Raw genomic sequence first — 22926 nt, 5'->3', positions numbered from 1 at the left:
TCACTCGCCGCGCAGCGCGGCCAGCACATCGGCGTCGGTGAGCTGACCGAAGTCCTGGTACCACTCGCCGACCGCGCTGAACAGCCTCGGCTCGTGCAGGCAGACGAACTCGTCGACCTCCCGGCGCAGTTCCTCGGCCGCCTCCGGTGCGCAGACCGGTACGGCCAGCAGCAGGCGCTCGGGGTTCCGGTTGCGCACGGCGCGCACCGCGACGCGTGCCGTGGAGCCGGTCGCGACCCCGTCGTCGACGACGATCGCGGTACGGCCGCGCAGCTCCGGAGCCGGCCGGCCCTCGCGATAGCGCTCCTCGCGCCGCCGCAGCTCCTTGCGCTCCCGCTCCACCACCGGCGCCAGATCGGCCTCGCTCAACCCCAGCCGGTACAGCGTCGCCTCGTCGAAGAAGGGAGGGTCGTCGCCGGCGAGCGCGCCGACCCCGAACTCCTCGTGGAACGGGGCGCCGATCTTGCGCACGACGAGCACGTCCAGCGGGGCGTCCAGCTCCCGGGCGACCTCCCGGGCGACCGCGACGCCGCCTCTGGGCAGGGCGAGAACCACGGGCCGCGGAAGGATGCCCTTGTCCTGCCGGATGCGTAGCTGCTCCGCCAGCTCCCGCCCGGCCTCCTTGCGGTCACGGAACTGCATGGCTTCCCCTTCCGTCCGTCGCCGCGTACCCCACCGACCGGCACCGGACACACCACTGCGGCCCCGGGGACTCGCCCGTCCTGTCCTGCGCACGGGTCTGGACCGCCCGGACGGAGCTGGCCTAGGGTGCCCAGTGGCAAGCGCTTTCTAGCCTGAGCATGCCAAGCCGCACGCTCGCCCACGCCGTTCCCTCGCCCCCGGCCCCCGGTCATGCGCGGAAAGGAACCGCCCTGTGCCGCACCACGAATCGCACCGCCCGTCCCGGCAGTTGACCCGCAAGGCGTTCCTGCGGGGAATGGCCGCTGTCGGAGCGGCTCCCGTACTCCCGGCCGTCCTTCCCTCGGCCGCCGCGGCCGCCGCGCCGAAGCGGACCGACTTCCCGCTGGTCCGCGGCGGCACCGCCGTCGCGCTGTACGTCGACGCCGCGGACGACCCCGCCGTGATCCGCGCCGCCGGCGACCTCCAGGCGGATGTCGAACGGGTCAGCGGAGTCCGTCCGGAGCTGCGCCACACCCTCCCGCAGACGCCCGCCGCGAGCCTGGTCGTCGTGGGCACGCTCGGCTCCGCCCCGGTCGTCGACCGGCTCGTCGCGCAGGGGCGCCTCGACGTCTCACGGGTGGCGGGGCGCTGGGAGGCGTCGGTGACGCAGGTGGTGGAGCGTCCGCTGCCGGGGGTGGAGCGCGCCCTGGTGATCGCGGGCAGCGACCGGCGCGGCACGGTCTACGGCATCTACGACACCTCGGAGCGCATCGGCGTCTCCCCCTGGTACTGGTGGGCCGACGTCCCCGTGCCCCGCCGTGACACGGTGACGGTGCCCGCGGGCCCGGTCAAGCGGTACGAGCCGTCGGTCCGCTACCGGGGCATCTTCATCAACGACGAGCAGAACCTGACCACGTGGTCGCACCGCACCCAGGAGCCGGACAAGAACATCGGCCCCGAGACCTACAAGCGCGTCTTCGAACTGCTGCTCCGCCTCAAGGCCAACTACCTGTGGCCGGCGATGCATCCGTACTCCGACTTCTTCAACAAGCACCGCGAGAACCCGGAACTGGCCGATCGCTACGGCATCGTCGTCGGCTCCAGCCACCCCGAGGCCCTGCTGCGCAACGGCGTCCACGAGTGGGCGCCGTGGGCGCAGGAGCACCGCGGCGCGGACGGGACCCTGCCGGTGTACGACTACACGGTGAACCCCGGTGTCATCTCCGACTACTGGAGAGCCCGGGCGAGACAGAACGCCGGGTACGAGAGCAGTTGGACGATCGGCATGCGCGGCCTGCACGACAGCGCGCTGGAGACCAAGTACGCCACGACCGTCCCGGAGAAGGTCGCGGTGATGAACGACATCATCGCCGACCAGCGCCGCATCCTGGCCGAGGAGGTCGGCGCGGCCGCCGAGCCGCAGATCTTCATTCCGTACAAGGAGGTCCTGGAGCTGTACAACGCGGGCGTCCGGGTCCCCGACGACGTCACGCTGATCTGGCCGGACGACAACCACGGCAACATGCGCCAGCTCCCGGACGAGGCCGAGCGGCGGCGCGCGGGCGGCAACGGCATCTACTACCACCTGTCCTACTGGGGCCGCCCGAAGAGCTATCTGTGGCTGGACACCACGCAACTCGCCAAGGTGTGGCAGGAGTTGCGGCGGGTGTACGAGCACGGCGCCGACCGGATGTGGATCTTCAACGTGGGCGACGTCAAGTCCATCGAGATGGGGCTGTCCTTCTGCATGGACATGGCCTGGGACGTGGACCGGTGGGGCGCCGACGACGCCGGGGCCGGCTTCCTGGCCGAGTGGGCCGGGCGGCAGTTCGGCCATCGGTACGGCCGGGAGATCGCCGCGATCCGTACGGAGTACTACCGGCTCGCGGCGGAGCGACGCCCCGAGTTCATCGACCGCGGGGTCTTCTCCGTGATCCACCACGGCGACGAGGCGGGGCGCCGGATGGCCGCGTACGAGCGGCTGCTGGAGCGGGTGCGGGCGGTGCGGGACGAGCTGCCCGAGGCGTACCGGGACGCCTTCTTCGAGCTGGTCGAATATCCGGTGCACGGCGCGTACTTGATGAACCTGAAGTACTACTGGGCGGACCGCAACGCACTCGCGGTCCGGCAGGGGCGCGGGGCCGGGACGAACCGTTTCGCGGACCTGGCCGAGGCGGCCCACGCCGAGGAGACGGCGCTCACCAAGCGGTACAACACCGAGGTGGCGGGCGGGAAATGGGACGGGATCGTCAACCCGTACCCCTCCCAGATCCCCAAGGCTCCGGGGCGTCCGCCGGTCACCCGGCTCGCCCGGCAGGAGACCTCGGGGCTGGGTGTGGCGGCCGAGGGCAACGAGACCGGCGCGGACCGCCCGCTGCCCTTCTCCTCCTACACGCAGGACAGGCGTTTCCTCGACGTCTTCAACACCGGCTTCCTGCCGCTCGACTGGTCGGCGCAGGCGAGCCACCCCTGGGTGCTGCTGAGCGCGGCGGGAGGCTCACTCACCGAGCAGACCCGGGTGTGGGTGGAGATCGACTGGGCGCGGCTGCCCGAGGGCACGTACGACGCGACGGTCGCCGTCGGCGGGGCCGGGCAGCGCGTCGAGGTGCCGTTGCGGGTGGTCAACGACGGTGCGCGGGCGCGTCGGCGGGCCCATGGCTTCGTGGAGGCCCACGGGTACGTCTCGATCGACGCCGTGCACGCCGACCACCGGGTGGCGCGCGGCGGGGCCCGCTGGCGTGTCGTGCGCGGGCTGGGCCGCCGTACGGGCGCCATGGAGGCGGTGCCGTCGACGGCGGCCCCGGTGACCGCCGACTTCGCCGCGCGGGCGCCGGAGTTGAGGTACCGGGTGCGGTTCAGCGGCGCCGGCACCTTCCCGGTCACCGTCTTCCGGCTGCCCTCCCTCGACGAGCGCGGGCAGCGCCGACTGGCCGTCGCGCTGGACGACCAGCCGGCCACCGTGCTGACGGGCCAGGCCGTCGCCACCGGCAACCGGGGCGACGCCTGGGCCCGCAACGTGGAGGACGGCGTCGAGAAGCTGACCGCCGGGCTGACGGTGGACGAGCCCGGTGAGCACGTCCTGCGGGTCTTCATGGTCGACCCGGGTATCGCCGTCGACCAGATCGTGATCGACACGGGCGGCCTGCCGCCGACGTATCTGGCACCGCCGGAGAGCTACCACCCGGCGCTCGATCCGGAACCGAAACCGGCCACACGTATGTAGGGGGTGATGGCTTTTAGGGGGTGATGGCTCAGGGGCGAAAGGCCGGTGTCGCTTCGGCGGGAGCCTCAGCCGTACGGTCCGTGTCAGCCGCAGGACGACACCGGCCGTACGGCGGTGATCCGAGCGAGGGGCACGGCCACGGCGCGGTCCTGGACCCGGACCGTCAGATAGCCCTCGCCACCCCCGTGGAGAGGCCCGCAGACGGTGGCGCCCCCGGCGCTCACCCGGACCAGGCTCCGTGTCGCGCCGCCCTCGCTCACGGGCCACCAGGACGTGGCGGCCGACAGCGCGAGAAGCACGACGGCCGTGAACGTCAGAGCGATCCCGGCACGCAGGGCACGGCTCGTGCGGCGCGGGTCGGTGGGCGGACGGGCCTGAGCGCGGTACAGCGGCCAGGCGGCGGTCCCCACCAGCACGACCGCGCAGCAGGCGATCGCCAGGGCGCTCAGCGCCAGCACCCCGGCCGCGGCCTGGACATCCCGGGGCACTCCGGCGGGGCCGCTGTCCTTGAGCACACCGCACAGGCCGACGAAGCCGAGAACGGCCAGCTGCACGCCGTGCCAGCCCTTCGCCGACGTCCGCAGATCCTCCGCCGCCCCGTCCGCCTGCCCTTCGCCGTCCGTCACGATCGGTCTCCTTTCAGAGGACCGATCCTCGCAGGGGCGCCGCGGGACCACGGCGACCGACCGCGGGGGGCACCCCGCTCGGGCGTTGCGATCACCCACCCGCCGTATCGGAGGTGTCCGGGCTGTTCCAGTCGTACGGCCCGCCGCCCTGCCATTCGATCAGCTCGGGGTCGTCGACGGCCCGGTCCTCGGCGGGCAGGTCCGCGCGGTGCACCAGGTCCAGCACGTCGAAGAGGCTGTACGCGGTGCCCGCCGGTTCGCCGTGGATCGTCACCTGACGTCCGCCGTCGGACGCGGGCGGCAGCACCACCACGGGGGGACGCGTGCTCATGCCACCACCATGCGCTCTGCGCGGCGCGTACGCAGCCCGGCGTACCGGCCACAGTGGCCGGCGCGCCGCATGCCGCCTGGACCGGCCGGGCACGCGGCACGCCGACGAGTGCCCGGGCACCGGGGCCTGACCGGATGACGAAAACCCTGCTCACCGGCTGGTTCAGCGTCCGCGAGGAGGAGGTCACGGCGGGTGATGTCCTCGCCCTGAGACGGGTCCAGGACGCGCTGGGCCGGGCGGGGCTCGCGTACGACACGGTGCGCAGTCCGGGGTACGCCGGTGAGGTACTGCGCCTGGACGACGTGCGGCCGGAGTCGTGCTCGCGCTGCGCGCCGGGACCCCGGTGCTCGCCGTCGATCCGGGCGCCGGCGGGGCCAAGGTGACGCGCAGGCCCGTGCGTGCGACTGGCCGACCCTCGTCCCCGCGGAGCGGCCGGACGCGGGTGAGCCGGGCGGCTGGAGGCGCTTTTCACGCCGTCCGGTGATCAGGAGCGCCGTCAGCGTTGGTAGAGCCCGACGAGTGTCCCGCTCGCCACCTGCTGCTGGTCCAGCACCTGATGTGCTTCGTCGGCCGTGGCCGCCTCCGGGATGGAGACCGGGCCCGGGAGGGCGTACAGGCGGAAGAAGTACCGGTGCGCGTTGTCGCCCGCCGGGGGCTGCGGACCGCCCCACCCCGATTGGCCGTAGCCGTTGCGGTGCGGGTGACTGCCCGGGGTCGTGGCGCCCGTCGGCAGTCCTTCCGTGTGCGGGTCGATACCGGTGACCAGCCAGTGCACGAAGGTCCCCGACGGGGCGTCCGGGTCCTCGCACAACAGGGCCAGCTCCGAGGCCTCGTCGGGGACTCCGGACCAGGTCAGGGGCGGGGAGACGTTGTCCCCCTCCTTGGCGTAACGGCGCGGGATCATCGCGTGGTCGTTGAACGCGGAGCTCTTGAGTTCGATATCGGTCATGCGCGCCGCAGTACCCACACCGGCCCGGGCCACACGCGGTGGCGGGCGGGCGTTGCGCGGGGAAGTTAGCGGGCTGCGGTGCGGGGAACCCGGGTTGCGCACAACCGATCCGGGAGGCGTGCCGTGCGAGACCGATGGCGGGTGAGCCGTACGCTCTGCGACTTCGACTCCTCGGTGGCGGCCGTTCGCGCGGTGGGCCGGTTCCTGCACGGGCGGGACTTCCGCGCGCTCGGCGTGGCGCCCGCCTCCGCGCCGCTGGCCGCGCTCGCGTCCGGACTGCCCGTCCCGGCCCGGCGCCGGCTGTTCGTGACGGCGGGGCAGATGCAGAGTTCGCCCGTCTCCCGGGTGCGCCGCCTGACCGGCGAGGACCTGGCGTCCTGGACCACCGAGCGGTACGGCCCCGGCCCGTACCCGGCCGTCTTCCTCGGGTCCGTCAGCGGGGCGGCCGTCCACCTCGCCGCCGCGCTGCGGGCGCCGGTGCTGCCGCAGACCTACCTGGTACCGGTGCGGGCCCGGCTGGACCCCGACCGCCCGCGGGCCGCGCTCGCCGCCGGCCTTGAGCTGGGCCGGAGCATGCTGGAGGACAACCCGGAACTCGCCCTGTGCCATATGCACGACCCGAGCCAGGACCGGGCGATGCTCGTCCGCTTCACCTACTTCCGCTTCAAGCGGCTGCGGCTCGGCCCGACACTGGAACGGTTCCTCGAGGAGCGGCTCGCGCCCGGCGCGACCGTCTTCCTCGTCGACTGCACCCTGACCTGGCCGGTCTCGGTGCTCGGTGACCGCCACTTCTTCCAGTTCGGCGCGCTGGGCGGCATGCCGCCCGAGGAGTACGTCAGCGGGAGCGACCGGATCGCCGAGCACCTGGCCGAACAGCACGCCGCGGTGCGCCGCTGGGAGGCGCCGAGGGCGGACGGCGAGTACGCCGAGGCCGAGTGGGGGTACGACGACAGCCTCACCAAGGACGTCCTCGATCTGGCGGCCCGACGCGGCCACCCCGTGCGCCGCATCAGCCTGGCCGAACCGGAGCACCTCAGCCCCGCGGTCGCGGAACTGTACCGGTGGTGGCACCGGCGCCGGGGGCTGCCCGCGCAGCGGCTGCTGGTGGAGACGTACAACCAGTGGGAGCCGTACTGGACCCTGCGCCTGGGCGCCGTACCGTTCTGGCTGCAGTTCACCGCCCTGTCCTCGCTCGACCTGCTGGAGCACTACCTCGAAGGTGCCGAACCCTATGAGCGCATCGGCGTGAACCTCTTCTCCAACGGCCTGCGCTCCGTCGGCCAGGCCCCGGTGCGGCAGTGGGGCCAGGTGGCCGCCCGGTACGCCACGAAGAGCGCCGGCACGATCGGCGTGGACGAGCACGCCTACCCGCTGGACTTCGGGGCCACCATGCGCCACCGGCCGGCGCTGTCCGCGCTGCCCGAACGGTGTCCGCTGCCGCCCCCGCTGCGCCTCGCCGAGCTCGACGAGTTCCTCGGACAGCTCCGCCTGCCCGAGGCCTCGCCGCCGCTGGCCATCGAGACCATCGGTCCGACGAACGGATGACCAAGGCCGCCATGAACACACGGGACCAGGACGCACCGGTGTTTCCCGACCACACCGACATCTCCTACTACGACGGTGACTTCGGGCGGATGCGCAGCCGTGCGGTCGGCCGCAGGCAGCCGCCGCTGCCCGAGGTGGTGCTGGTACAGGGCATGGGAGTGTCGGACTACCTCCTGCCCGGCCTCGCCGCGTTCGGTGAGTGGACCCGGGCCCATCTGCTGGAGCTGCCCGGCTTCGCGGGCAGCGGCGACCCGCCGCACGAGATGGACGTACGCGAGTTCGGGGCCTGTGTCGCCGAGTGGCTGAGTGCCCAGGACCTCGGCCGGGTCGTCCTCGTGGGGCACTCCAGCGGCACCCAGGTCGCCGCGCGCGCCGCGGTGGACCACCCGGACCTCGCCGGTGTGGTGCTGGCCAGCCCCACCGTCGACCCGATGGCCCGCAGCATGCCGCGCCTGCTGCTGCGGTGGCGACTGGACTCCCGGCACGAACCGCCCGGGCTGTCGGAGTCGCACCGCCCGGAGTGGAAACGGGCCGGGCTGCGCCGCATGCTGCACATCGCGCGCGTGCACCTGGACGACCTCCTGGAGGAGTCCGTCGCCCAACTGCGCATGCCCCTGCTGGTGATCCGCGGCCGGGAGGACCGGATCAGCACGGCAGGGTGGGGCCGGCAGCTCGCGACCCTGGTCGCCGCCGGCCACTACACCGAGGTGCCGGGGGCGCACACCTTTCCCTGGCTCGTTCCGCACGCGTGGTCCCCGCCCGTGCGGTACCTCGCGGAGACGGGGCGGGCGGGTTGATCGTTGTGCCCGAACCCGGCAGCAGAGGCCAACGAGATCCTGTAGGAGGAGGCCCTGACGCAGCCGGGGCCCGCGCACGGAACACGGCAGGCTTTCCGACGGTGCGCAGATGCCGCGACTGTCCGTCACGGCAGCGGTGTGCCGCCGGTCGCGTTGAGGATTTCCGCCGTGACGAAGCTGGCCTCCTGGGAGGCGAGGTAGACGTAGGCCGGCGCCAGCTCGGCGGGCTGTGCCGGGCGGCCCAGCGGGCTCTGCTTGCCGAACTCGACCGTGTCGGGCAGCGTCGCCGGGATGAGCGGCGTCCACACCGGCCCCGGGGCGACCGCGTTGACGCGGATGCCGCGGTCGACGAGCATCTGGGCCAGCCCCTGTGTGAAGGTGACGATCGCGCCTTTCGTCGTCGCGTAGTCCAGCAGGTGCGGACTGGGCTTGTAGGCCTGTACCGACGTGGAGTTGATGACGCTGCCGCCCTCCGGGATGTGCGGCAGGGCGAATTTCGTCAGCCAGAACATGGCGTAGAGGTTGGTGCGCATGACCCGGTCGAACTGCTCGGTGCTGATCGCCTCGATGCCGTCCGGCTGGGACATCTGGTAGGCGGCGTTGTTCACCAGGACGTCGATGCGCCCGAACTCCGCGACCGCGCGCTCGATCAGTGCCCGGCAGTTGTCCTCGTCACGGATGTCGCAGGACACGGCGACCGCCTTGCGGCCGGCGTCCTCGACGAGCCGGGACGTCTCGCGTGCCTCGTCCGCCTCCTCCTCGAGGTGGGTGAACAGCACGTCGGCGCCCTCCCGGGCGAAGGCCAGGGCCACCGCCCGCCCGATGCCGGAATCACCTCCGGTGATGAGGGTCTTACGGCCCTCCAGCCGGCCGGCGCCGCGGTAGCTCTCCTCACCGTGGTCGGGCGGCGGGTCCATCGGGCCCGTCCATCCGGGGTGGGGCTGGTCCTGCGCGGGAAACTCGGGGCGCGGGTGCTGGGTGGCCGGGTTCTGCTGGGTGTGCTGCGGATCGGTCACGACGGCCTCCTGAACCGCTTGAGCCGGCACGGACCTGACCGGGTTCCCGTCCGGCCCGGACCGAAAAGCCGACCGCAGCGGTCACCGGCGCAGCACTGGGCCCCGCCCGGCCGCGAGGTCAGGTGTCCTCCCGGTCCAGCAGCGCCCTGACGCCCTGGGCGGTCAGAGCCAGTTGCTCGGGGGTGCCGGCGTCGATGACCAGCGACAGGTCGCCGGGCCAGCCGTGGGCGAGCACGCCGAGCAGCACACTGCGGTGCCGCCGGATGCCGGGCAGGGCCTGTTCCATGCGCTCCTGCGTGGTGAAGACCGGCACCAGTTCGGTGCCGTCCCCCTGTTCGAACACGGGAAGCGTCAGCGCCTTGGGAGCCGGCCCCTCCGCGTCCGTCGCCGCGGGAAGCAGTACCTCGCTGTGGGCCAGTGTGTTCAGCGCCGCCTGGTCCGCGCCCTTCTCGACGACCGTACGCAAGGCCTGCTGGGCCGCCGGTGCACCGCTCTCGGAGTGGTGGTCGGTCATGGTTCGTCCCGTCGCCGTGTCGTGTCCCCCCGGTCCGTCCGATGTGCGCCGGACGATTCGGGTACCCGATCCGCGGCCCCTCATGTGCGCGAGCCCTTCATGCGTTGATGGGGGGGAGGCCTCGTTTCGCCCGGATCACGCCGGGCACTCGGCGGCTGCGCCGAGGTGGAGGGAGAAGCGCCGTGTCATTCCGCGACCGCACCCACGCGGGCCAGGAACTCGCCCTGCGGCTGGTCGAGTGGGCCGACTCCGGCGACCTGCTCCAGGTGCTCGTGCTGGCCCTGCCGCCCGGCGGTGTGCCCGTCGCCGCACAGGTGGCCGGCGCGTTGCACGCCCCGCTGGACGTGCTGGTCACCCGAGAGGTCAGCACCCCGGTCCGGCCGGAGACGGCGATCGGCGCGATCGTCGCCGACGACCCGCCGCTGTACGACCGCCAGAGCCTGGCCATGATGCATCTGTCCGAGGACCGGCTCGGCGATGTCATCGTCCGCGAACGCAACGAGCTGCACCGCAGCGAGTACGTCTACCGCGGCCGCCGCCCGCTGCCGTCCGTGGGCGGCCGCACGGTCGTCCTCGTCGACGACGGCCTGGCCACCGGCCTGACCGCCACGGCGGCACTGCGCTTCCTGCGCCGCCACAGCCCGGCCCGGCTGATCCTGGCGGTGCCCGTCGGCAGCCCGCGGACGCTCGCGTCGATCCGCGGCGAGTGCGACGACGTCGTCTGCCTCGAGCAGCCGCCGAACCTCCATGTGGTCGGTGAGTGGTACGAGGACTTCGGCCCGGTCTCCGACACGCAGGCCGCGAACACGCTGCATGCCTTCCACGCCCCGGCGTGACGCGGATGGCTCGAGATCACCCGGGGTGACGCGGGTTGCTCAACTCGCCCACGCCATCAGCCGCTCCCCCGTATCCCGCGCCCGCAGCCTCGCCAGCGACTGCTTCTCCAACTGGCGGACCCGCTCGCGTGTGAGGCCCACCTGCCGGGCGACCTGTTCGAGCGTGCGCTGCTGCCCGTCGTGCAGGCCGTAGCGGAGGCTGAGGATCATGGCGTCGCGGGGTGCGAGCGTGCCGATGGCCTGCCTCAGGTCCGCCGCGAGCGCCTGGTACTCGGCGATGTCCGCGGCCGGGAGCACCTCGGTGTCGGGGATCAGGTCGCCGACCACGGTCTCCCCGGTCTCGTCGACCGGCGTGTCGAGGCTGACCGCCTGCCGGCCGACCCGGCGCAGCCAGCCGACCCTTTCCTCGGTGAAGCCGCTGTCCTCGGCGACCTCCTCGGTGGTGGGCTCGCGTCCCAGGTCGTGCTGGAGACGCCGCTCGATCTTGCCGAGCTTGCGCAGCTCCTCGACGATGTGCATGGGCAGCCGGACGGCCCTGGCGTGCTGGGCCAGGCCCCGCTCGATCGCCTGGCGGATCCACCAGGTGGCGTAGGTGGAGAACTTGAAGCCCTTGGTGTGGTCGAACTTCTCCACCGCCCGGATCAGTCCGAGGTTTCCCTCCTGGATGACGTCGAGCAGGGGCACACCCCGATGCGCGTGCCGCTTGGCCATCGCCACCACCAGCCGGAGGTTGGCCCGGATCATGTGGTCCTTGGCGGCCCGGCCGTCCCGGGCGACCGCCTCCAGTGCGCGGCGTAGCTCCGGCTCCAGGGCGGGCTCGCCCACATCGGCCTGCCGCAGTTCCTCGGCGGCCCGCACGCCGGCCTCGATGCGCTGGGCCAGCCGTACCTCGTCCTGTGCGGTGAGGAGCGGGGTCGCCGCGATCTGCGCCAGGTACTGGCCGAGCAGGTCCGGTTCCTCGTCGGGCTCGGGGACCCGGCCGCGCGAGCGTGCGGTGCGGGTGGCGGCACGGCGGTCCACCCGGGGGTCCACCGCGGGAGTCTGGGTGCGGGGAGGCATCGTCACGGCCCTCCGTCCCGTGCGTGTCCCCCGTCGTACAGAGCTTCACGAGTACCCGAAGGGTGCGCGGCGAACCCCGAACGCGCCTTGCCCACAGCGGGATCGGCCCGCTCGTCACCCCGGGTCGATCAGCGCGAGGCCGACGTCGGGGCGGTGGATCTTCGCCAGGGCCGCCGGGCTGTCCCGCACGATCACCTCGAGGGTCGGCCACACCTGCCCCTGCAGCAGATGCCCGCCGCGCGTCGTGCCGTCCGACAGACCGAGGACGGCGTGCAGATGCGGGGTCGGTCCGTCCTCGCCGACGGCGATGTCCCCCAGCAGGGACAGGACTTCGCACTGCTCGTCGACCCCGATGCGCCGGTAGTCCTTGGCCTCGCGGTCGAACCACCCCACCACGGCCCGCGCGAAGGCCCCCACGGCGGTCACCTGGGACGCCCCCAGGGCCCGCTCCCGGGCGAAGCGGGTGATCTCCTCAAGGGCCTCCTCGCCCGGCGCCGGCACCAGGACGTACACCGATGCCGGAGAGGCCTGTACCTGTCGCCACTTCATGCGCGCCGGGTACCCGGGCGCCCGAGGAAACAACCGAGCGGCGCTCCCGCCCGCGTGACATGGTGGTGCCATGGCCATCGAGGTGCGCCCCGCTTCGGTCTTCGACGACGTCCGTGCGGTGATCGGCCCCAAGTCGCCCACGGCGACCGTCTGCTGGTGCCTGAGCTACCGCATCCCGTCCAAACTCAGCAACGAGCTCCGCGGGCCGGCCCGCGGTGCGTACGTCGCCGAGCTGTGCCGCGCCGACCCGCCTCCGGGGGTGCTCGCCTACGACGGCGACGAGCCGGTCGGCTGGGCCGCGGTGGCGCCCCGCGCGGCCACGTCGTTCGCCCGCAGCCGCAAGATCCCGCACGTCGACGACCTGCCGGTGTGGTCGCTGTGGTGCATCCGCGTCCGCCCCGGACACCGGAAGCAGGGGATCTCCCACGCCCTCATCGCCGGGGCGGTCGACTTCGCCCGCGACCGGGGTGCGCCGGTGATCGAGGCGTACCCGCTCGACAACGGGGACGCCAGGGTCGACCTGACGATGGCGTACGCCGGACTGCGGAAGAACTTCGAACGGGCCGGCTTCGTCCACGCGGCCGACACGACGTCCGTCCTGGCCGGGCACCCCCGCATCCTGATGCGCCTCGACCTGCGCCGACGTACCGGCCCGGCGCAGTGAGCGGAGAACCCGCTCAGTGGACGGAGAACCCGCCGTCGACGAAGATCGACTGCCCGGTGACATAGGCGGAGGCGCGGCTCGCGAGGAACACCGCCGCGCCGGCGAAGTCCTCGGCCAGGCCGTTGCGCCCGACCATGGTGCGTGCGGCGAGCGCCGCCACCTTGTCCGGGTCGGACGACAGGCGGGCGTTCAGGGGCGTCATGACGAACCCCGGCACGAGCGTGTTGCAGGTGACGCCGTACGGCGACCAGGCCTCCGCCTGGGAACGGGCCAGCGACTCCAGCGCCCCCTTGGACACACCGTAGGCGCCGCTCTGGACGAACGCCCGGTGCGCCTGCTGGGAGGTGATGTGGATGATCCGCCCGAAGCCCCGCTCGGCCATGCCGGGCCCGAACCGCTGCCCCAGCAGATGGGGCGCCTCCAGATTCACGGCCATCGTCGTGTCCCACACCTCCTCGCCCAACTCGCCCATCGGGGGCCGCAGGTTGATCCCTGCGCAATTGACGAGGATGTCGGGCTCCCCGAACGCCTGGGCCGCCTCGTCCGCGGCCCCGCGCACGCCCTCACGCGTGCCCAGGTCGGCGCTCACCCAGGCCGCCCGGCAGCCGTGCGCCTCCAGCTCGCCGACCGTCCCGGCCAGCTCCGCCTCCTTCCGCGCCACGATCACCACACGCGCTCCGGCGCGGGCGAGCGCCTCGGCGATGGCCCGGCCGATGCCGGAACTGCCACCGGTCACCAGGGCGACGCGGCCGTCCAGGGAGAACAGTTCGGAGAGATATGCCTGCGAGATCATGCCCGCACCCTAGGCCGACGGCGCACAGGGGCGGCGCCCGGGGCGTCGTCATCGCGCCCCCGCGGTGCCTGTGCGCATGCACGGTCGTGCGCAGGCACAGGAGTGGTCATCCCGCCGGCCGGCCCCACCGCCGGGGCGCCGGTCACGCGTCGGTCAGGGCCTGGCCAGGTGGTAGACGTGGAACGCCCGCCCGATGACCGGCTGTGCGACGTTGCGCACCTTCACTCCTCCACTGGTCATGCCGTGCTCCGTGCCGAGGTGGGCATGCCCGTGCACCGCGAGGTCGGCACCTGCCGTGTCGATCGCCTCGGCCAGCAGATAGCTGCCGAGGAACGGGTAGATCTCGAGCGGTTCCCCGGCCAGCGTGTCCGGCACCGGCGAGAAGTGGGTCAGGGCGATGCGTACGTCGCAGTCCTGCTCCTGAAGTTCCTCCAGGCAGGCCCGCAGCGTGTCCGCGCGCCGGCGCGAGTACCTGACGAACTCTTTCATGATCGGCTCACCGAACTCTCCGGCGCAGCGGCCCACGAACCCGCCGCCGAACCCCTTCGTACCGGCCACGCCGATCCGCGCGTCCCCGTCCTCCACCACCGTCGCCTGTCCTTCCAGCACCCGCGCGCCCGCGTCCTGGAGCACGGCGGTGACCTCCTGCGGGCAATCGGCGTGGTGATCGTGGTTCCCCAGCACCGCGACCACGGGGACCGCCAGGTCCTTGATCTCCCGTGCCACCACCTGGGCCTCCTCACGGGTGCCGTGACGGGTGAGGTCCCCGGCGAGCAGCAGGACGTCGGCGCTCTCGTGCAGGGTCTCGAACGAGGGCCGGAGCATGCCCTCGCTCTCGGGGCCCATGTGGATGTCCCCGACGGCCGCGATCCGGATCATTCGATCTCCTCGGCATGGTCGGGCGCGGAGTTGTCCACGACCACGATGTCGCAGTGCACCGGGTGTCCCGGCAGTTCCGCGCGAGCGGTGCGCAGGATGTCGTCGCGGCACTGGGCGGACGGCACGGTGCCGGTCAGCAGGACCGCCTCGCCACGGATCTCGATGGACACTCCCAGCTCGCCGAGGGGCCCGGCGGCCAGGTGGTCGGTGAGGTGGGCCACGAGGTAGTCCAGGTTCTGCGCCGGGCCCGCGTCGGCGGCAGGCCGTGCGCCGTGAGGGCTCATCGGTGCTCCTCCCGTGGGGCGATCACATGCAGGCGTTCCAGCAGGTAGAAGAAGGCGGCGGGCATCGGCTCGTCCCGGCAGGAGCGCTGTACGTCCGCCCAGTCGACCTTCTCCCGCAGGGCCCGCGCCGCGGCGAGCGCGGGTCCGAAGTCGCAGTAGTGCTCCGAGAACGGCTCGATCAGGCCGCGCATCAGATCGGTCGGCGCCAGGACGGGCATGCGCACCGAGTCGACCGAGACCTCCTGTGCCCGGTCCAGGACCTCCGTGGTGACGGGGCGATGCGCCAGTTCGAAGAGGATGTCGACGTCCTGGCCGAAGCACGACGTCTTCATCAGCCAGTCCTCCGGCGGCGTACGGACGTCAAGACCGGCTTCGGTCAGCGTCTGCGCCACCGCGTCGGCGTCCGTGCGCCGCACGCAGAAGTCGGCGTCGTGCTGCAGATGCCCGCTTCCCCCGTGGGCGTACACGGCCACGCTGCCGGCCAGGGCGAACCTGTGCCCCTTCCGCTTCAGCAGCGCGCCGACCTGCTTCGCCGCCTCCAGGATCGCCTGACTGCGGTCTCGGGGAAGTCCCTCGCTGCTCAGCGAGCGCGTCTCCGCCGGCGACGGCTGGGCCGGATTCTCGCCGACCGGGCGCAACTGGGGAACCCCGGGTCGCGGAGCGGGCGTCGCGCTCTCCCGGTTCTGCGTCATGACGCCTCCGTTCGCCGTCCGGCCGTCCGGCGCAGTCCCCTGCGGGGACCCGGTGCGGGTTCGAAAGCCACCGAGTACCCGGCGCTCCAGCTTTCGATACGGCACGTCCTGGGCCGGCTCTCCGTGGGCCGACCGCGCCGCACCAGGGGTGCGAGGTCGAGCGGTGTCGACCATGCCGGCCACCGGGCCGGCGGTGAGGCTCCGCTCGCGGCGTTCGGCCGCGACCGCGCGGGCGGCGGTAGCCTGGGCCACCTTCCCGGGCACGCACAGCCACCCCTGCCAACCCGCCTTCTCGGCCATCTGGTTGGGAAGGCGTCTGGCCAGGAGTCGACGGCGTCCACGACCTGGTCGAGGCTCGCGCCGTCGCACAGGTGGGGCATTCGCGGGCCGAGGGGGGCCATCCGGGCCGGCCTGCAGGCCCGGAGGTCGATCGGGACGCGCACGGCCACTACGGCCGCCCGGCCGGGAGCGGCGCTGCCTAGGCGGCCGGTACGCCCCGTGGTTCCGAACGGCATCCCGGCATCCCGGCATCCGGTCGGCCGGATGTGCCCGGTGTTCCTGGCCCACCGGCCCACCGACCCACCGGCCCGCCTCCCCACCCACCCACAGACCGATCCGCTGGATCGCATCGAAGTGACGCCGGGTCAGGGGCCCGAACGTCCGCTCACGCCGCGGTGTAGCCGAGCTGGCGCCTCATGTACGGCGTCATAAGGGTCTTGGCCTTGGTGACGGTGGTGGTGCGGCTGCCGAGGACCGCCGTCTCGCCGCCCGGCACGGGCAGGACGGTCACTCCGTCCGCCGGGCCGAACGGCACGATGAGCGGGGTGCGGTGGATCGGCCGGTAGAAGCGGGGCTTCTTGCGATGCTTGCCGGCGCTGTTCAGGTAGGCGCGGATGTTGTGGGCGGCCAGGTCGGCCTGGGCGAGCGCGGCCGGGGTGATCTTGAGGTCGGTGGCGTCGTTGACGTCGCCGACCGCGAACAAGTCCAGCCATCCCCGGACGCGGAGCGCCTCGTCGACCCTGACGTGGCCCGAGTCGTTCAGCCAGTCGCCGTGCCCGGCAAGGCGCAGCCAGAGCGTGTTGGGCGTGGTGCCGGTCGCCCAGAAGGAACGGTCCGCCTCGATGATGCTCCCGCGGGCGTCGCGGTAGGTGCCGAAGTCGTTGCCGGGGGACATGAAGGAGTCCAGCCGCACGTCCACGCCGTGGGACGCCAGCCAGGCCCGCGCCTTGCGTCCGGCCTTGGTGCTGCCCGTGGAGTGCAGCAGTTCCGGGCCGGAGTGGGCGAGGGTGACCCGGGCGTCCGGCCGGGCGAGGCGGATCTCGGCGCTGAGTTCCACGCCGGAGGGGCCGCCGCCGACGACCAGGACGTGGTCGGCGGTGGCGATCTGCTGCTGGTGCACGACGAAGGACTTCACCGCCTCCTCGGTGGTGGTGCCGGTGAAGCGGGCGGGTTCGGGGTAGTCGGCGCCGGTGGCGATCACCAGGACGTCGTAGGGCAGCCGCTCCCCCGTTCCGAGGATCACCTGTCGCTCGGTGGTGTCGATGCGGATGGCCTTGCCGACGGCCACGCGGCCGTTGCTCAGCAGTCGGTCGTAGGGGATGAAGGGGCTGTGCGACCAGTCCGGGCGCACCCCGGCGCGCAGGGAGGCGATGCGGTGGAAGAAGACTTCCTTGCGGTCCACCAGCGTGACCCGTGCCGTCGTGTCCAGTCGCTTCGCCAGACGGACGCCGGCGTAGCCGCCGCCGATCACTACTACGTCGCCGTCAAGCACGCCGAGTCTCCTGTGCTGGTGGGGGGGAAGGAGCAGCGGGTGACGCGGCGGGTGGGCCGCCGTTGGCCACTCCCCTGTTTCCGCGAGCCTAGCGCTTGAAACATAAAGAATTAATGTGGTGCGGTGTGCATTCTGTGAAAGCTGGGGCCTCTGTGGCACCCATGGACACAGGAAGACGTCCAGGCCGACCCGTGCGGGCCGGCCTGGACGTCTTGCTCGGGAGGGATCGGGACGGATCAGACGAGGTCGAACCGGTCCAGGTTCATGACCTTGACCCACGCCTCGACGAAGTCCTTGACGAACTTCTCCTTGGCGTCGTCGCTCGCGTAGACCTCGGCGAGGGCGCGCAGCTCGGAGTTGGAGCCGAAGACGAGGTCGGCACGGGTGCCGGTCCACTTGACCTGGCCCGAGGCGTCACGGCCCTCGAACGTGGTCTGGTCCCCGGACGTGGACTTCCAGGTCGTGCCCAGGTCGAGCAGGTTGACGAAGAAGTCGTTGGTGAGCCTGCCCGGCGTCTCGGTGAAGACGCCGTGCTTGGAGCCGTTGTGGTTGGCATCCAGCACCCGCAGGCCACCGACCAGGACGGTCATCTCGGGGGCGCTCAGCGTGAGCAGGTTGGCGCGGTCCAGCAGCAGGTACTCGGCCGGCAGGCGGTTGCCCTTGCCGAGGTAGTTGCGGAACCCGTCGGACGACGGCTCCAGCGCCGCGAACGACTCGACGTCGGTGTGCTCCTCGGTCGCGTCGACACGGCCCGCGGTGAACGGCACCTCGACGTCGACCCCGGCGTCCTTGGCGGCCTTCTCCACGGCGGCGGAGCCACCGAGGACGATCAGGTCGGCCACGGAGACCTTCTTGGCGCCGGAGTTGAACTCGCCCTGGATGTTCTCCAGGGTGCGCAGGACCTGGGCGAGCTCGTCCGGGTCGTTGACCTCCCAGCCCCGCTGCGGCTCCAGGCGGACGCGGGCACCGTTGGCACCGCCGCGCTTGTCGCTGCCGCGGAAGGTCGCGGCCGACGCCCACGCGGCCTTGATGAGCTGCGGGACGGTCAGGCCGGAGTCGAGGATCTTGGCCTTGAGCGCCGTGACGTCGGCGGCGTCGATGGCCTCGCCCTCGGCCTGCGGCAGCGGGTCCTGCCACAGCAGCGTCTCTTCCGGGACCTCCGGGCCGAGGTACAGCGACTTCGGGCCCATGTCGCGGTGGGTCAGCTTGTACCAGGCGCGGGCGAAGGCATCCGCGAACTGGTCCGGGTTCTCGTGGAAGCGCTTCGAGATCGGGCCGTAGATCGGGTCGAAGCGCAGCGAGAGGTCGGTGGTGAGCATCGTGGGCAGACGCTTCTTCGACGGGTCGTGCGCGTCGGGGATGATCGCCTCGGCGTCCTTGGCCACCCACTGCTTGGCGCCGGCCGGGGACTCGGTCAGCTCCCACTCGTATCCGAAGAGGATGCCGAAGAAGTCGTTGCTCCACTGGGTGGGCTTGGTGGTCCAGGTGACCTCCAGACCACTGGTGATCGCGTCGCCGGCCTTGCCGGAACCGTAGGTGGACTTCCAGCCCAGGCCCTGCTCCTCCATGGAGGCGGCCTCGGGGTCGGCGCCGACGGCGTCCGCGGGGCCCGCGCCGTGGGTCTTGCCGAAAGTGTGGCCACCGGCGATGAGGGCGACGGTCTCCTCGTCGTTCATCGCCATCCGGCGGAACGTCTCACGGATGTCGCGGGCCGCGGCGATCGGGTCCGGGTTGCCGTTGGGGCCCTCCGGGTTGACGTAGATGAGGCCCATCTGGACGGCGCCGAGCGGGTTCTCCAGCTCACGGTCGCCGGTGTAGCGCTGGTCGTCGAGCCAGGTGGTCTCGGGACCCCAGTACACGTCCTCGTCGGCCTCCCAGACGTCGGCGCGGCCGCCGCCGAAGCCGAAGGTCTCGAAGCCCATCTGCTCCAGCGCGACGTTGCCCGTCAGGATCATGAGGTCGGCCCAGGAGATGGACTGGCCGTACTTCTTCTTCACCGGCCACAGCAGACGGCGGGCCTTGTCGAGGTTGCCGTTGTCCGGCCAGCTGTTCAGCGGCGCGAAGCGCTGCTGACCGCGGCCGCCACCGCCGCGGCCGTCGCTGATGCGGTAGGTGCCGGCGCTGTGCCAGGCCATCCGGATCATCAGCGGGCCGTAGTTGCCGAAGTCGGCGGGCCACCAGTCCTGCGAGGTGGTCAGCACCTCGGCGATGTCCTGTTTCACGGCCGCGAGGTCGAGGGCGTTGAACGCCTCGGCGTAGTCGAACTCCTCACCGAGCGGGTTCGCGACGACAGGATCCTTGGCGAGGATCTTCAGGTTGAGGCGCTCCGGCCACCACTGACGGTTGCCGCCGCCCTGCGTGGGGTGCGCGGCGCGACCGTGCGCGACGGGGCAGCCACCGGTGCCCTCCGTCTTCGCGTCAGTGACGATCGCATCGGGGTTCTCAGCCATGGGAAACCTTCCGAACTAGGTGGATCACAGTGCTCGGGGTGCACTGTTGGCGGTGGAACAGTCGGGGCACAGGCCCCAGTAGATGACCTCGGCCTCGTCGATCGCGAAGCCGTGGTCGTCGGACGCGGTCAGGCAGGGAGCCTCGCCGACCTCGCAGTCGACGTCGGCGACCACCCCGCACGACCGGCACACGATGTGGTGGTGGTTGTCGCCGACCCGCCCCTCGAACCGGGCCGGGCTGCCGGCCGGTTCGATACGGCGTATGAGTCCCGCCGCGGTGAGCGCGTGGAGACCCTCGTACACGGCTTGCAGGGAGACATGGCCTACGCGATCACGCACCCCGGAGGCGATGGCCTCGACGCCGAGGTGGTCACCGGACCGGACGGCCTCCAGCAGCGCGACACGCGCGGCGGTCACCCGCAGGCCGGCACCGCGCAGCTCCTCGGCGGGGGTCGGAGTCTGGGATGCGGTCATGGCGACAACCTACCTCCCTAAACACGAATGATTCAAGAAAACGAACGATGAAACTTTGGTGATCCGCCCGCTGGCGCACATGGCAGCGGGCGGAGCCCCCCAAAGCGCGAAAAATCATCCCTTCTGACATTGACCCCTGTCTTTGCGTCAAGGCCTCCATCTGGTCGGAATCCCACGCGTACTCGATGGAGGTACATCGCATGCTCGGCAGACATATGGCGGCCGGTCGCCGCGCCGCCCTGACCGCTCTCGGCGCCCTCGTCCTCACCGGTGTCACCACCGCCGCGACGGCGGCTCCGCCGCCCGCGCCCGCTTCCACCGCGGCGCAGACGCTCGGCGCCGACCGCCCGTCGGCCGCGGTGGTGCGCGCCATGGAGCGCGATCTGAAGCTGAAGCCGGGGCAGGCCGCCGAGCGGCTGGTCAACGAGGCGGAGGCGGGCGCCCGCGCGGGCCGTCTGCGCAACTCGCTCGGCAAGCGCTTCGCCGGCGCGTGGCTGCGCGGGGCGACCTCCGCCGAGCTCGCCGTCGCCACCACGGACGCGGGCGACGTGCCCGCCATTCAGGCGCAGGGTGCGAAGGCCGTCGTCGTCAAGCGGCCGTTGTCCGAGCTCAAGGCGGTCAAGGAGAGGCTGGACAAGGCCGCGACCGGTGCCAATACGCGCGACACACCGGTCTGGTACGTCGACGTACCGACGAACCGGGTCGTCGTCCAGGCGGTCAAGCGCTCGGCCGCCACCGCCTTCATCAAGGCCGCCGGCCTCGAGGGCAAGGGCGTGGCCGTCCGGGTGTCGGCCACCCGGCCGCGGCTGCTGGCGGACCTCGTCGGCGGCGAGGCCTATTACATCGAGGGCACCGCGCGCTGCTCCATCGGGTTCTCCGTCACCAAGGACACCCAGCAGGGCTTCGCCTCGGCCGGCCACTGCGGCAACGCCGACGACACGACCACCGGCTTCAACATGGCCAACCAGGGCTCCTTCGAGGCCTCGACGTTCCCAGGCAAGGACATGTCCTGGGTGAGCGTGAACAGCGACTGGACGGCCACGCCCGACGTGAAGGGCGAGGGTGGCCAGCGAACGCAGGTCACCGGCTCGGTCCAGGCGCTCATCGGCGCGTCGATCTGCCGCTCCGGGTCCACCACCGGTTGGCACTGCGGCACCATCGAGCAGCACGACACGAGCGTCAGCTACTCCGAGGGCACCGTCGACGGCGTCACCGAGACCACGGTGTGCGCCGAGCCGGGTGACTCCGGCGGGCCGTACATCTCCGGCTCCCAGGCCCAGGGCGTCACCTCCGGCGGCTCGGGTGACTGCACGGACGGCGGGACCACCTTCTACCAGCCGATCAACCCCGTCCTCAGCGACTTCGGCCTCGTCCTGAAGACCGCGGCCGCCCAGGGCGGCTCGCCCGCCCCGGGGGACAACGGCACGGCCGCCACCTGGTCCGCGGGCCACGTCTACGAGGCCGGCGCCACGGTGACCCACGCGGGCGTGCGCTACCAGTGCCTGCAAAGCCACCAGGCACAGGGCAAGTGGGCGCCGGGGTCGACGCCGGCGCTGTGGCAGCGGATGTAGACGGACACGGAAGCCGTACGGCCAGCGGTGCGGGCCCTGTACCCCGCACCGCCGGCCGACGGGCATCACTCGTCCGCGAGGAACGCGTACGCGGTGGCGATGAACGTGTCGCGGGCGCGGAAGCGGCGGGTGCACAGCGCGACCAGGGCGGTGCCGGTGTCGGGGCGGAAGCCCAGGAAAGCCTGCTGGCCGAGGGTGGCGCCGCTGTGGAAGTACATCGGCCCGCCGTCGGTGGGATGCCGGAACCACGCCATCGTGTGCACATGCCGGTGTCCGAGCCCGCGGCGCAGCACGGGCGTGCGCACCGCCCGCAGCGCCCCGGCCAGCGGGGAGCCGGCCGGGTCGAGGTGGGCTTCCAGAAACGTGAGCAGATCGAGCGGCGTGGCGCGGACGGCGCCCGCCGCGGCGAAGCCTCCGGCGTCGAAGGCGAGAGTGGGCGTGCGTCCGTCCTTGCCGTGCCCGACGGCGTCCGTCTTGGGGTCCTCCGCCCGCAGGGCGGTGCCGGTCAGGCCGAGGGGACGCAGTACGTGGGTGCCGAGCAGTTCCTCCCACGGTGTGCCGGACACCGCGGCGAGCGCGTGGCCGAGCACCGCGACGCCGAAGTTGGAGTACTGCCACCGGGTGCCGGGCCGATGCCGCCCGCGGTGCCGCAGAAAGGCGCGGGTCACCCGCTCGGCCCCGTAGCGGCCGTAGGGGTTGGTGCGCCAGGCGGGGAGCGCCCGCCGATAGAAGTCGGGCGGCAGGGTGGGCAGCCCGGCCGTGTGGGTGACGAGGTGAGCGAGCGTCACGGCCCCCGCGCCGGTCCGGCGGCCCGCGTCGAGGCAGACGGCGGCCGGCTCGCCCCCGGTCAGCAGGCCGCGCCGGATGAGCTGGGCCAGCAGCAGCCCGGTGAACGTCTTCGAGGCCGAACCGATCTCGTAGCGCAGATCCTGCCGGGGGACCGCCGGGGGCGGGGCGGCGCCACCGCAGTGCAGGGCGCGGCGCCCGCCCCGGGAGACGGCGAAGACGACGTCGGGGGCGTCGACGCCGGCCACGGCGTCCGCCAGCCGCGCACGCAACTCGTCGTCACTGCCGACGAGGCCGCCTACGCGGGGCCGCTCCGTCGCACCACCGTAAGAGGCGCCCCGCAGACCGCCCCCACCTCCGTCGTCACTGCCTATGTCCTCGGTGGGTCCCGTCATGCCGCCGCAAGGGACACCCCCCGCACCGGCCTCACCCCCGTCGTCACCACGTATGCCGCCGCTCGCCCCCGGCCACGACGCGGTCAAGCCCGCCATGCCGC

Annotated in this window: 23 protein-coding genes; 7 read left to right on the top strand and 16 right to left on the bottom strand. The window is 72.4% G+C overall.

All coding sequences use genetic code 11. The features are described from left to right. Entirely contained in the window at nt 1-642 is a 642-nt protein-coding gene (locus ACP4J3_RS27830; protein ID WP_426538786.1) for a phosphoribosyltransferase, read from the bottom strand. 295 nt (nt 643-937) lie between these two features. Between ACP4J3_RS27830 and ACP4J3_RS27825 the strand changes: the two genes are divergently transcribed. Then, nucleotides 938-3844, top strand: a complete 2907-nt coding sequence (locus tag ACP4J3_RS27825) for a glycosyl hydrolase 115 family protein (protein ID WP_426538835.1) — start codon at nt 938-940, stop codon at nt 3842-3844. Between the two features lie 83 nt (nt 3845-3927). Here ACP4J3_RS27825 and ACP4J3_RS27820 read toward each other — a convergent pair whose 3' ends face one another. Both ACP4J3_RS27820 and ACP4J3_RS27815 read right to left on the bottom strand, forming a co-directional pair. Continuing rightward, nucleotides 3928-4470 carry a hypothetical protein gene (locus tag ACP4J3_RS27820; protein ID WP_426538785.1) on the bottom strand — a complete coding sequence of 181 codons (543 nt, stop codon included), beginning with the start codon at nt 4468-4470 and terminating at the stop codon, nt 3928-3930. A gap of 91 nt (nt 4471-4561) precedes the next feature. Further along, complete coding sequence (locus tag ACP4J3_RS27815) at nt 4562-4801, bottom strand: hypothetical protein (protein ID WP_426538784.1); 240 nt, start codon at nt 4799-4801, stop codon at nt 4562-4564. Between the two features lie 134 nt (nt 4802-4935). On the opposite strand from ACP4J3_RS27815, the gene ACP4J3_RS27810 reads away from it, so the two are divergent. Continuing rightward, nucleotides 4936-5184: a hypothetical protein gene (locus ACP4J3_RS27810; RefSeq protein WP_426538783.1), complete on the top strand. Its 249-nt coding sequence runs from the start codon at nt 4936-4938 to the stop codon at nt 5182-5184. Between the two features lie 113 nt (nt 5185-5297). On the opposite strand, the gene ACP4J3_RS27805 is transcribed toward ACP4J3_RS27810, so the two are convergent. Beyond that, the gene (locus ACP4J3_RS27805) at nt 5298-5750 is read right to left on the bottom strand and encodes a YbhB/YbcL family Raf kinase inhibitor-like protein (RefSeq protein ID WP_426538782.1); all 453 of its coding nucleotides are present in this window, start codon (nt 5748-5750) and stop codon (nt 5298-5300) included. A gap of 141 nt (nt 5751-5891) precedes the next feature. Here ACP4J3_RS27805 and ACP4J3_RS27800 point away from each other — a divergent pair, with 141 nt between their 5' ends. Beyond that, the gene (locus tag ACP4J3_RS27800; protein WP_426538781.1) at nt 5892-7295 is read left to right on the top strand and encodes a hypothetical protein; all 1404 of its coding nucleotides are present in this window, start codon (nt 5892-5894) and stop codon (nt 7293-7295) included. 11 nt (nt 7296-7306) lie between these two features. After that, nucleotides 7307-8092: an alpha/beta fold hydrolase gene (locus tag ACP4J3_RS27795; RefSeq protein ID WP_426538780.1), complete on the top strand. Its 786-nt coding sequence runs from the start codon at nt 7307-7309 to the stop codon at nt 8090-8092. Between the two features lie 125 nt (nt 8093-8217). Here ACP4J3_RS27795 and ACP4J3_RS27790 read toward each other — a convergent pair whose 3' ends face one another. After that, a complete protein-coding gene (locus ACP4J3_RS27790) occupies nt 8218-9108 on the bottom strand; it encodes an SDR family oxidoreductase (protein WP_426538779.1) in 891 nt (296 codons plus the stop codon). Between the two features lie 118 nt (nt 9109-9226). Further along, nucleotides 9227-9622, bottom strand: a complete 396-nt coding sequence (locus ACP4J3_RS27785; protein ID WP_426538778.1) for an SseB family protein — start codon at nt 9620-9622, stop codon at nt 9227-9229. Between the two features lie 182 nt (nt 9623-9804). On the opposite strand from ACP4J3_RS27785, the gene ACP4J3_RS27780 reads away from it, so the two are divergent. Beyond that, the gene (locus ACP4J3_RS27780) at nt 9805-10458 is read left to right on the top strand and encodes a phosphoribosyltransferase (RefSeq protein ID WP_426538777.1); all 654 of its coding nucleotides are present in this window, start codon (nt 9805-9807) and stop codon (nt 10456-10458) included. A gap of 39 nt (nt 10459-10497) precedes the next feature. Here the strand turns inward: ACP4J3_RS27780 and ACP4J3_RS27775 are convergent, their stop codons facing one another. Together ACP4J3_RS27775 and ACP4J3_RS27770 are read right to left on the bottom strand one after the other, a co-directional pair. Continuing rightward, complete coding sequence (locus ACP4J3_RS27775) at nt 10498-11517, bottom strand: sigma-70 family RNA polymerase sigma factor (RefSeq protein WP_426538834.1); 1020 nt, start codon at nt 11515-11517, stop codon at nt 10498-10500. Between the two features lie 114 nt (nt 11518-11631). Then, a complete protein-coding gene (locus tag ACP4J3_RS27770) occupies nt 11632-12066 on the bottom strand; it encodes a PPC domain-containing DNA-binding protein (protein ID WP_426538776.1) in 435 nt (144 codons plus the stop codon). A 70-nt stretch (nt 12067-12136) separates the two neighbouring features. On the opposite strand from ACP4J3_RS27770, the gene ACP4J3_RS27765 reads away from it, so the two are divergent. Further along, on the top strand, nt 12137-12730 hold the full coding sequence (locus ACP4J3_RS27765) for a GNAT family N-acetyltransferase (protein WP_426538775.1): 594 nt from the start codon (nt 12137-12139) through the stop codon (nt 12728-12730). Between the two features lie 13 nt (nt 12731-12743). Here ACP4J3_RS27765 and ACP4J3_RS27760 read toward each other — a convergent pair whose 3' ends face one another. The 7 genes from ACP4J3_RS27760 to ACP4J3_RS27730 all read right to left on the bottom strand — a co-directional run bounded on the left by ACP4J3_RS27760 (nt 12744) and on the right by ACP4J3_RS27730 (nt 20073). Beyond that, nucleotides 12744-13523 (bottom strand): SDR family NAD(P)-dependent oxidoreductase, encoded by a 780-nt coding sequence (locus ACP4J3_RS27760; protein WP_426538774.1) that lies wholly within the window; start codon nt 13521-13523, stop codon nt 12744-12746. Nucleotides 13524-13676: 153 nt separating this feature from the next. Next, nucleotides 13677-14402 carry a metallophosphoesterase family protein gene (locus tag ACP4J3_RS27755; protein ID WP_426538773.1) on the bottom strand — a complete coding sequence of 242 codons (726 nt, stop codon included), beginning with the start codon at nt 14400-14402 and terminating at the stop codon, nt 13677-13679. Beyond that, the gene (locus ACP4J3_RS27750; protein ID WP_426538772.1) at nt 14399-14686 is read right to left on the bottom strand and encodes a BON domain-containing protein; all 288 of its coding nucleotides are present in this window, start codon (nt 14684-14686) and stop codon (nt 14399-14401) included. The genes ACP4J3_RS27755 and ACP4J3_RS27750 overlap by 4 nt, the downstream gene beginning before the upstream one ends. Further along, complete coding sequence (locus ACP4J3_RS27745; protein WP_426538771.1) at nt 14683-15378, bottom strand: hypothetical protein; 696 nt, start codon at nt 15376-15378, stop codon at nt 14683-14685. Before ACP4J3_RS27745 ends, ACP4J3_RS27750 begins: the two co-directional genes overlap by 4 nt. 664 nt (nt 15379-16042) lie before the next feature. Beyond that, nucleotides 16043-17149, bottom strand: a complete 1107-nt coding sequence (locus ACP4J3_RS27740; protein ID WP_426538770.1) for an NAD(P)/FAD-dependent oxidoreductase — start codon at nt 17147-17149, stop codon at nt 16043-16045. Nucleotides 17150-17385: 236 nt separating this feature from the next. Next, nucleotides 17386-19599, bottom strand: coding sequence for a catalase/peroxidase HPI (gene katG, locus ACP4J3_RS27735; RefSeq protein ID WP_426538769.1), 2214 nt, complete (start codon nt 19597-19599; stop codon nt 17386-17388). A 24-nt stretch (nt 19600-19623) separates the two neighbouring features. Continuing rightward, nucleotides 19624-20073, bottom strand: a complete 450-nt coding sequence (locus ACP4J3_RS27730) for a Fur family transcriptional regulator (RefSeq protein WP_426538768.1) — start codon at nt 20071-20073, stop codon at nt 19624-19626. Between the two features lie 200 nt (nt 20074-20273). Between ACP4J3_RS27730 and ACP4J3_RS27725 the strand changes: the two genes are divergently transcribed. After that, nucleotides 20274-21644 carry an alpha-lytic protease prodomain-containing protein gene (locus tag ACP4J3_RS27725; RefSeq protein WP_426538767.1) on the top strand — a complete coding sequence of 457 codons (1371 nt, stop codon included), beginning with the start codon at nt 20274-20276 and terminating at the stop codon, nt 21642-21644. Between the two features lie 65 nt (nt 21645-21709). Here ACP4J3_RS27725 and ACP4J3_RS27720 read toward each other — a convergent pair whose 3' ends face one another. After that, nucleotides 21710-22825, bottom strand: a complete 1116-nt coding sequence (locus ACP4J3_RS27720) for a serine hydrolase domain-containing protein (RefSeq protein ID WP_426538766.1) — start codon at nt 22823-22825, stop codon at nt 21710-21712. Between the last annotated feature and the right edge of the window lie 101 nt (nt 22826-22926).

This window comes from Streptomyces sp. UG1, from assembly GCF_049974585.1.
In the GTDB taxonomy this organism is placed as follows: domain Bacteria; phylum Actinomycetota; class Actinomycetes; order Streptomycetales; family Streptomycetaceae; genus Streptomyces.
The sequence above is the reverse complement of the archived record's forward strand: the minus strand, read 5'-3'. Positions and strand labels throughout refer to the sequence as shown.

Bases quoted from the DNA above. Each gene is read 5' to 3' on its own strand.
- ACP4J3_RS27830 (WP_426538786.1), bottom strand. From the start codon at position 642: ATGCAGTTCCGTGACCGCAAGGAGGCCGGGCGGGAGCTGGCGGAGCAG.
- ACP4J3_RS27825 (WP_426538835.1), top strand. From the start codon at position 938: ATGGCCGCTGTCGGAGCGGCTCCCGTACTCCCGGCCGTCCTTCCCTCG.
- ACP4J3_RS27815 (WP_426538784.1), bottom strand. From the start codon at position 4,801: ATGAGCACGCGTCCCCCCGTGGTGGTGCTGCCGCCCGCGTCCGACGGC.
- ACP4J3_RS27810 (WP_426538783.1), top strand. From the start codon at position 4,936: ATGACGAAAACCCTGCTCACCGGCTGGTTCAGCGTCCGCGAGGAGGAG.
- ACP4J3_RS27805 (WP_426538782.1), bottom strand. From the start codon at position 5,750: ATGACCGATATCGAACTCAAGAGCTCCGCGTTCAACGACCACGCGATG.
- ACP4J3_RS27795 (WP_426538780.1), top strand. From the start codon at position 7,307: ATGAACACACGGGACCAGGACGCACCGGTGTTTCCCGACCACACCGAC.
- ACP4J3_RS27785 (WP_426538778.1), bottom strand. From the start codon at position 9,622: ATGACCGACCACCACTCCGAGAGCGGTGCACCGGCGGCCCAGCAGGCC.
- ACP4J3_RS27775 (WP_426538834.1), bottom strand. From the start codon at position 11,517: ATGCCTCCCCGCACCCAGACTCCCGCGGTGGACCCCCGGGTGGACCGC.
- ACP4J3_RS27770 (WP_426538776.1), bottom strand. From the start codon at position 12,066: ATGAAGTGGCGACAGGTACAGGCCTCTCCGGCATCGGTGTACGTCCTG.
- ACP4J3_RS27765 (WP_426538775.1), top strand. From the start codon at position 12,137: ATGGCCATCGAGGTGCGCCCCGCTTCGGTCTTCGACGACGTCCGTGCG.
- ACP4J3_RS27760 (WP_426538774.1), bottom strand. From the start codon at position 13,523: ATGATCTCGCAGGCATATCTCTCCGAACTGTTCTCCCTGGACGGCCGC.
- ACP4J3_RS27755 (WP_426538773.1), bottom strand. From the start codon at position 14,402: ATGATCCGGATCGCGGCCGTCGGGGACATCCACATGGGCCCCGAGAGC.
- ACP4J3_RS27750 (WP_426538772.1), bottom strand. From the start codon at position 14,686: ATGAGCCCTCACGGCGCACGGCCTGCCGCCGACGCGGGCCCGGCGCAG.
- ACP4J3_RS27745 (WP_426538771.1), bottom strand. From the start codon at position 15,378: ATGACGCAGAACCGGGAGAGCGCGACGCCCGCTCCGCGACCCGGGGTT.
- katG (WP_426538769.1), bottom strand. From the start codon at position 19,599: ATGGCTGAGAACCCCGATGCGATCGTCACTGACGCGAAGACGGAGGGC.
- ACP4J3_RS27730 (WP_426538768.1), bottom strand. From the start codon at position 20,073: ATGACCGCATCCCAGACTCCGACCCCCGCCGAGGAGCTGCGCGGTGCC.
- ACP4J3_RS27725 (WP_426538767.1), top strand. From the start codon at position 20,274: ATGCTCGGCAGACATATGGCGGCCGGTCGCCGCGCCGCCCTGACCGCT.
- ACP4J3_RS27720 (WP_426538766.1), bottom strand. From the start codon at position 22,825: ATGACGGGACCCACCGAGGACATAGGCAGTGACGACGGAGGTGGGGGC.